The following is a 5076-nucleotide window of genomic DNA, read 5'->3' on the forward strand; positions in this document are numbered from 1 at the left end:
TGAAATATGAATAACTATTCCTTCAAAAATTTTATTAATTTTCGCTAAAAAATACCTCAAAATAGCAAATCAATTAGAAAACGTACGTAAGAACTTAATATTATTTTACTATAATTATTTAAAGACTTATAAAATTTTACTTTTTAATTTTTGTTAATTTTTAAAGTCATGGTTATCTTGCAATGGTTTTTTACTGTAATTCTTCGTTACCTGAAAATTTATATCCGGGTTGTTATACTTTTCATTTTTCTGAATCCGGTGGTAGTAGTAATCAGGATCAGGCTCTAATTCCATGTCAGGGTATAATTTCATTATTTTCGGTAAAGGTTTTTGCTCTATAGCACTGATATTATACTCACATTTTAAAGCTTCAGCCGCTCCCTCTTCTGCATCACCATTTGCCGGTAAATCCATATTAACCTTTCCACATAATGAAACAATATTCTCCCTTACCTGAGGGTCTATATCCGGGTTGTTATGCTCTTTATTTTCCTGAATCCAGTCGTAGTAATAAGGGTTAGGCCATAATTCCGTGATTTTCGGCAAAGATTCTGGCGGTATAGTACCAAACTTGTACTCGCGTTTTAAAACTTCAACCGGCGCCCCCCTGTATCACCGATACAATATATTTGTGAGTAATGCAAAATCGATTTAATATTATTATCGATATCTATATGGATTATATAATATTCACGTTGTATATCATTAAGAAATGTCGCTGCTATAAGCGATATATCAGGATATTTTTCTATATTTACTAAAGCTATATTTTCTAAGTTTTCAGGGCATTGAATTATTCTATCTGAAGCCGTTAATCCTTCAAACTCTTCCTCGTCTATTTTTTCTTTTAGTCTATTTTTGTATTCTTGCTCTTTATCTGAAGGAAATACTATTTTATCGTTTTTACAATCAACCAAAAAAGGAGTTTTAATAGCATGTTTAATAAATAAATCTTTTAGTTTCATAATAATAAATTTTTTAATATATGTGGCTATAATATTAATAATTTATTATATGTCAAACAATATCCTTAGGCTATCTAAGTAATGCTTTACTAGTCGTAGCAACTTCGCTTCAGGGCTTAAGTTTTTCACTGCCCATTTTTTAATCCAAGGTTCGGCGAGTTGCCACATATTAACATTACCGTCTAACTGCCTGCCTATCCCTTCAACCATTATCAAAGTCTTTTGCAATAACAATAACTCCGGTTGTACTTCCATGCCGAAATCTTCAGTGATTTTAAATAAATGTGCAAGCAGCTTCCCTATGGAAATATTTTTTGTGGGTGCCCCTACTATAGGTTCAGTAACTGCTCTACAACTTTGAGCGAATAAATCTAAATCGGTATTTGATGGGATGTAGCCGGCTCTTAAATGTACTTTGGCGACTAATTTATAATCACGGTTTAAAAAACCGAATAGACTTTCAGCAACAGCTAAACGATCTTTTTCTTTAAGTCTGCCCATAATACCGAAATCAAGTAAAATTATCTTACCTTGCTTATTCACTAAAATATTGCCTGCATGTAAATCAGCATGAAAAAACCCGTCTCTATAGGCTTGATTGAAAAACATTACGGCGAAATTCTGAGCTATTTTTGCAGGCTCTAATCCCATTTCTTTTAGCAGCGAAGTATCATATATAGAAGTTCCTTCTAACCACTCGGTAGTTAGTATATTTTCTGATGCTAAGTCCCAATATATTTTAGGGATTATCACATTAATATCATTTCGCATATTATCCATAAGCTCAGAAGAAGCTGCCGCTTCTAGCCGTAAATCAAGTTCAAATCTCATAGTTTCATGAAATTTATCAACTACTTTAATAGGTTTTAGCCTTTTTGCTTTAGAGAATTTTGAGATAATTTTTGCAAGAAAATATAGCAGCTTAATATCTCTGTTATATTTTTTATGAATACCAGGACGCAGAATTTTCACCGCAACATATTCACCGGTTGTGAGTTGTGCTTTGTGTACTTGCGAGATTGATGCTGCGGCAATGGGATGGTCGTCGAAATGTAGGAAAGGGAGGGCGTCATTGTGAGCATTCGTAGAATGCGTGGCAATCTTTTGCTTACTTGCTGAGATTGCTTCGTCGACATAAATGTCTCCTCGCAATGATGCTATCAACTTCCTCGCCACCCCACCATCAAACGGAGGTAATTTATCTTGCAGTAATCTTAAATAACCTGCTATCTCTGCTCCTACTAAATCGGGTCTTGTCGAAAGAGTTTGTCCGAATTTTATATAAATAGGTCCAAGTCCACTTAAACAATCTATTAAGCGTTTGCCGTAATCTTCATGCGGTTTTTTAAATAATGATAACGGAGCAGTAAATAAAGCTAATATATAACCGACAAACCTGAAATATTTAGGGCTTCTTGAATCAATTAGGATTCGTTTTTTACTGATGATACGAAAAATACGTATTAAATTCAAAAAATTACTTATCATATCTTATACGCACTGTGAATAGCAACTATTCCGCCACTCAAATTTTTATAACCGACTTCCTCAAAGCCGGCTTCTTTGATCATTATTCTAAACTCGTCTTGTGAGGGGAATAACTCGATACTTTCGACCAAATATTCATATGCCTCTTTATTACCGGTGATTGCCTGACCGATGGTAGGTATAATACTAAATGAATAAAATTTATAAAAATCTTTAAAATAACTTTCTTTTACCTTTGAAAACTCAAGGCATATAAACTTACCCATCGGTTTCAGAACTCTATAAGCTTCTTTTAAAGCTTTATTAATGTCAGGTACGTTTCTAATACCAAATGCTATAGTATAATAATCAAAACTATTATCTGAAAAAGGCAATTCTTCTGCACTTGCTACAGTAAATTTAAGGTTCTGAAATAAATTAAGATCAATTGCTTTTTTCTTAGCATTCTTTAGCATCTCTTCATTTATATCGCTTAAAGTTAAAGCAGTATTATTGCCTCTATCTCTTGCTTTTTTAGCAAGCTTTAAAGCGATATCACCGCTACCGCTAGCGACATCTAATATATGAGAATTAAGATTTGGAATTTGCCTAATAAATTCCTCTTTCCATAAGCGATGTAATCCAAAACTCATTAAGTCATTCATTAAATCATACTTATCGGCGACATTAGAAAAAACGCTATTTACTAACCTTTGTTTTTTAGTGTAATCTACTTTTTTAAAGCCAAAATTTGTTTGGTTCATAGTTTTTTATTATAAATATTAGTATCAAATGCCGGAACTTCCTGAAGTAGAAACTCTTAAAAACTCTCTAAAAGATAAGTTAATTGGGCTTATTATAGAAAATGTAGAGTTAAAAAGAGATAATTTACGTTATAAACTATCCCCGCTTTTAGCTACAGAAATCTCAAATACTAATATACTGGATGTTAGGCGTCGTGCAAAATATTTAATTATACATTTTAATAATGATTATTCTTTAATAGTTCATCTAGGTATGAGCGGTAGATTTACTCTGCAATCTTCTAACTATAAAACTAAAAAACACGATCATGTAATTTTTGATTTAAGTAACGGTGAAAAGTTAATTTTTAACGATACTAGACGCTTTGGAATGATTTATAATTTTAAAACTCACTTCCTAGAAAAAGAGTTATTTAATAATTTAGGGGTAGAGCCTTTTTCTGGTTCATTGACACTGGAATATTTAAAAAGCAAATTAATTACTAGAAAAATACCGATAAAAAATTTAATTATGGATAATGGAATTATAGTCGGAGTCGGCAATATTTACGCTTCAGAAAGTCTTTATTTAGCTAGAATTCATCCGGATAAATTAGGTAGCAATTTAAGGGATGATGAAATAGAAAATTTAATTAAATCGATTAGAGAGGTATTAGCTAAAGCTATAACTGCAGGCGGCGCTACCCTTAAAGATTTTGTAAACGGTGATAACAGGCTCGGTTATTTTACCCAGCAGCTTACGGTTACGGCAGAGAAAGACAAAATTGTTTAAACTGCTCTAGCACTATTATCAAGACAAAACATTCAGGCGGAAGTACTTTTTATTGTAGGACCTGTCAATATAGTGAATTTACTTGACATATTTTTTAAAACTATTTATAAAACTCTCTATTGTTTATTCAATTAATAGTTGTAAATATACGGGAATAGAGCCGGTGATTATAGCAGGGGGTAGCAGTAAAAGACTATGACCCTTACCATCTAAGGATAAACCGAAACAATTTAAAAAAATATTGAGTGATCTAACTTTACTTCAGCAAACATTAAACCGAAATAAATTTCTAGGACAACCTACTATTATTACTTCCAAAAAATATGAATCAATCACTAAAGAACAAGCGGCAGAAATAGATGTAGAGATAGAATTAATTACCGAGCCTTTACAAAAAAATACTGCTGTTTGTGCCATTATTACGGCATTATCAGCTAAAGCACAAGGGTTTGATATCGTAGTGTTACTACCTTCGGACCATCATATAGCGGATAATCTAAATTATCTTAATACTATAAATAAAGCTTTACATTATGTTAATGAATTCGGTATTTGCACTATAGGCATTCCTATAAATTTTATAAGTGCCGAGTATGGCTATATAAACGCAGGATTATCAATTGCAGAAAATGTTTATCTAGTTGATCATTTCATTGAAAAACCTATATTAGAGCAAGCAAAAAAACATTTTCAAAGTAATGAATATTTTTAGAATTCAGGCATTTTTGTATACGATATTAACTTCTTCTTAAACTTAGCAATGAACCTTCAACCTGATTTATTTTGTATTGCAGAAAAAGCATTTAATACTGCTATAAAAAATGAGAAAAGTTTGGCAATAGACGATGAGGCTTATAATGAAATCGAAGCAATTTCTATAGACAATGCTATAATGGAATATATTTCGGGAATGGTCATGATAAAAGCTGATTTTGTTTGGAACGATCTTGGTACTTGGCATTCCTTATTACAAGTAAAACATCAAAATATAAATGATAATTATTGCGAGGGGAACGTAGTAACAAGCAATACTACAAACTCTTTCATTAGTTCTAATAATAAATTAACTACCGTAGTAGGTGTAGAAGTCAAGATTTAATCTTACAGA

The 5076-nt window shown here is 31.9% G+C and carries 5 protein-coding genes and 2 pseudogenes; 3 read left to right on the forward strand and 4 right to left on the reverse strand.

The features are described from left to right. Nucleotides 1-153 precede the first annotated feature (153 nt). Genes KYQ89_RS00070 through ubiE form a run of 4 tightly spaced genes read right to left on the reverse strand, consistent with a single transcriptional unit; the run spans nt 154 to nt 3196 of the window. Nucleotides 154-546: a hypothetical protein gene (locus tag KYQ89_RS00070; RefSeq protein WP_256621150.1), complete on the reverse strand. Its 393-nt coding sequence runs from the start codon at nt 544-546 to the stop codon at nt 154-156. Nucleotides 547-584: 38 nt separating this feature from the next. After that, nucleotides 585-965 carry a hypothetical protein gene (locus tag KYQ89_RS00075; RefSeq protein WP_218459773.1) on the reverse strand — a complete coding sequence of 127 codons (381 nt, stop codon included), beginning with the start codon at nt 963-965 and terminating at the stop codon, nt 585-587. A 45-nt stretch (nt 966-1010) separates the two neighbouring features. Continuing rightward, on the reverse strand, nt 1011-2453 hold the full coding sequence (ubiB, locus tag KYQ89_RS00080; protein ID WP_218459770.1) for a 2-polyprenylphenol 6-hydroxylase: 1443 nt from the start codon (nt 2451-2453) through the stop codon (nt 1011-1013). After that, the gene (gene ubiE, locus KYQ89_RS00085) at nt 2450-3196 is read right to left on the reverse strand and encodes a bifunctional demethylmenaquinone methyltransferase/2-methoxy-6-polyprenyl-1,4-benzoquinol methylase UbiE (RefSeq protein ID WP_218459771.1); all 747 of its coding nucleotides are present in this window, start codon (nt 3194-3196) and stop codon (nt 2450-2452) included. Before ubiE ends, ubiB begins: the two co-directional genes overlap by 4 nt. A gap of 28 nt (nt 3197-3224) precedes the next feature. Here ubiE and mutM point away from each other — a divergent pair. The 3 genes and pseudogenes from mutM (at nt 3225) to KYQ89_RS00100 (ending at nt 5067) form a co-directional block, all read left to right on the forward strand. Further along, nucleotides 3225-4054 (forward strand): annotated as a pseudogene (gene mutM, locus KYQ89_RS00090) (bifunctional DNA-formamidopyrimidine glycosylase/DNA-(apurinic or apyrimidinic site) lyase). A gap of 68 nt (nt 4055-4122) precedes the next feature. Next, nucleotides 4123-4680, forward strand: a pseudogene (locus KYQ89_RS00095) (sugar phosphate nucleotidyltransferase); the annotation flags it as partial. Between the two features lie 48 nt (nt 4681-4728). Continuing rightward, the gene (locus tag KYQ89_RS00100) at nt 4729-5067 is read left to right on the forward strand and encodes a hypothetical protein (RefSeq protein ID WP_256621151.1); all 339 of its coding nucleotides are present in this window, start codon (nt 4729-4731) and stop codon (nt 5065-5067) included. Nucleotides 5068-5076 lie beyond the last annotated feature (9 nt).

It is taken from the genome of Rickettsia sp. TH2014, assembly GCF_019249195.1.
Taxonomy (GTDB): Bacteria; Pseudomonadota; Alphaproteobacteria; order Rickettsiales; family Rickettsiaceae; genus Rickettsia; species Rickettsia felis.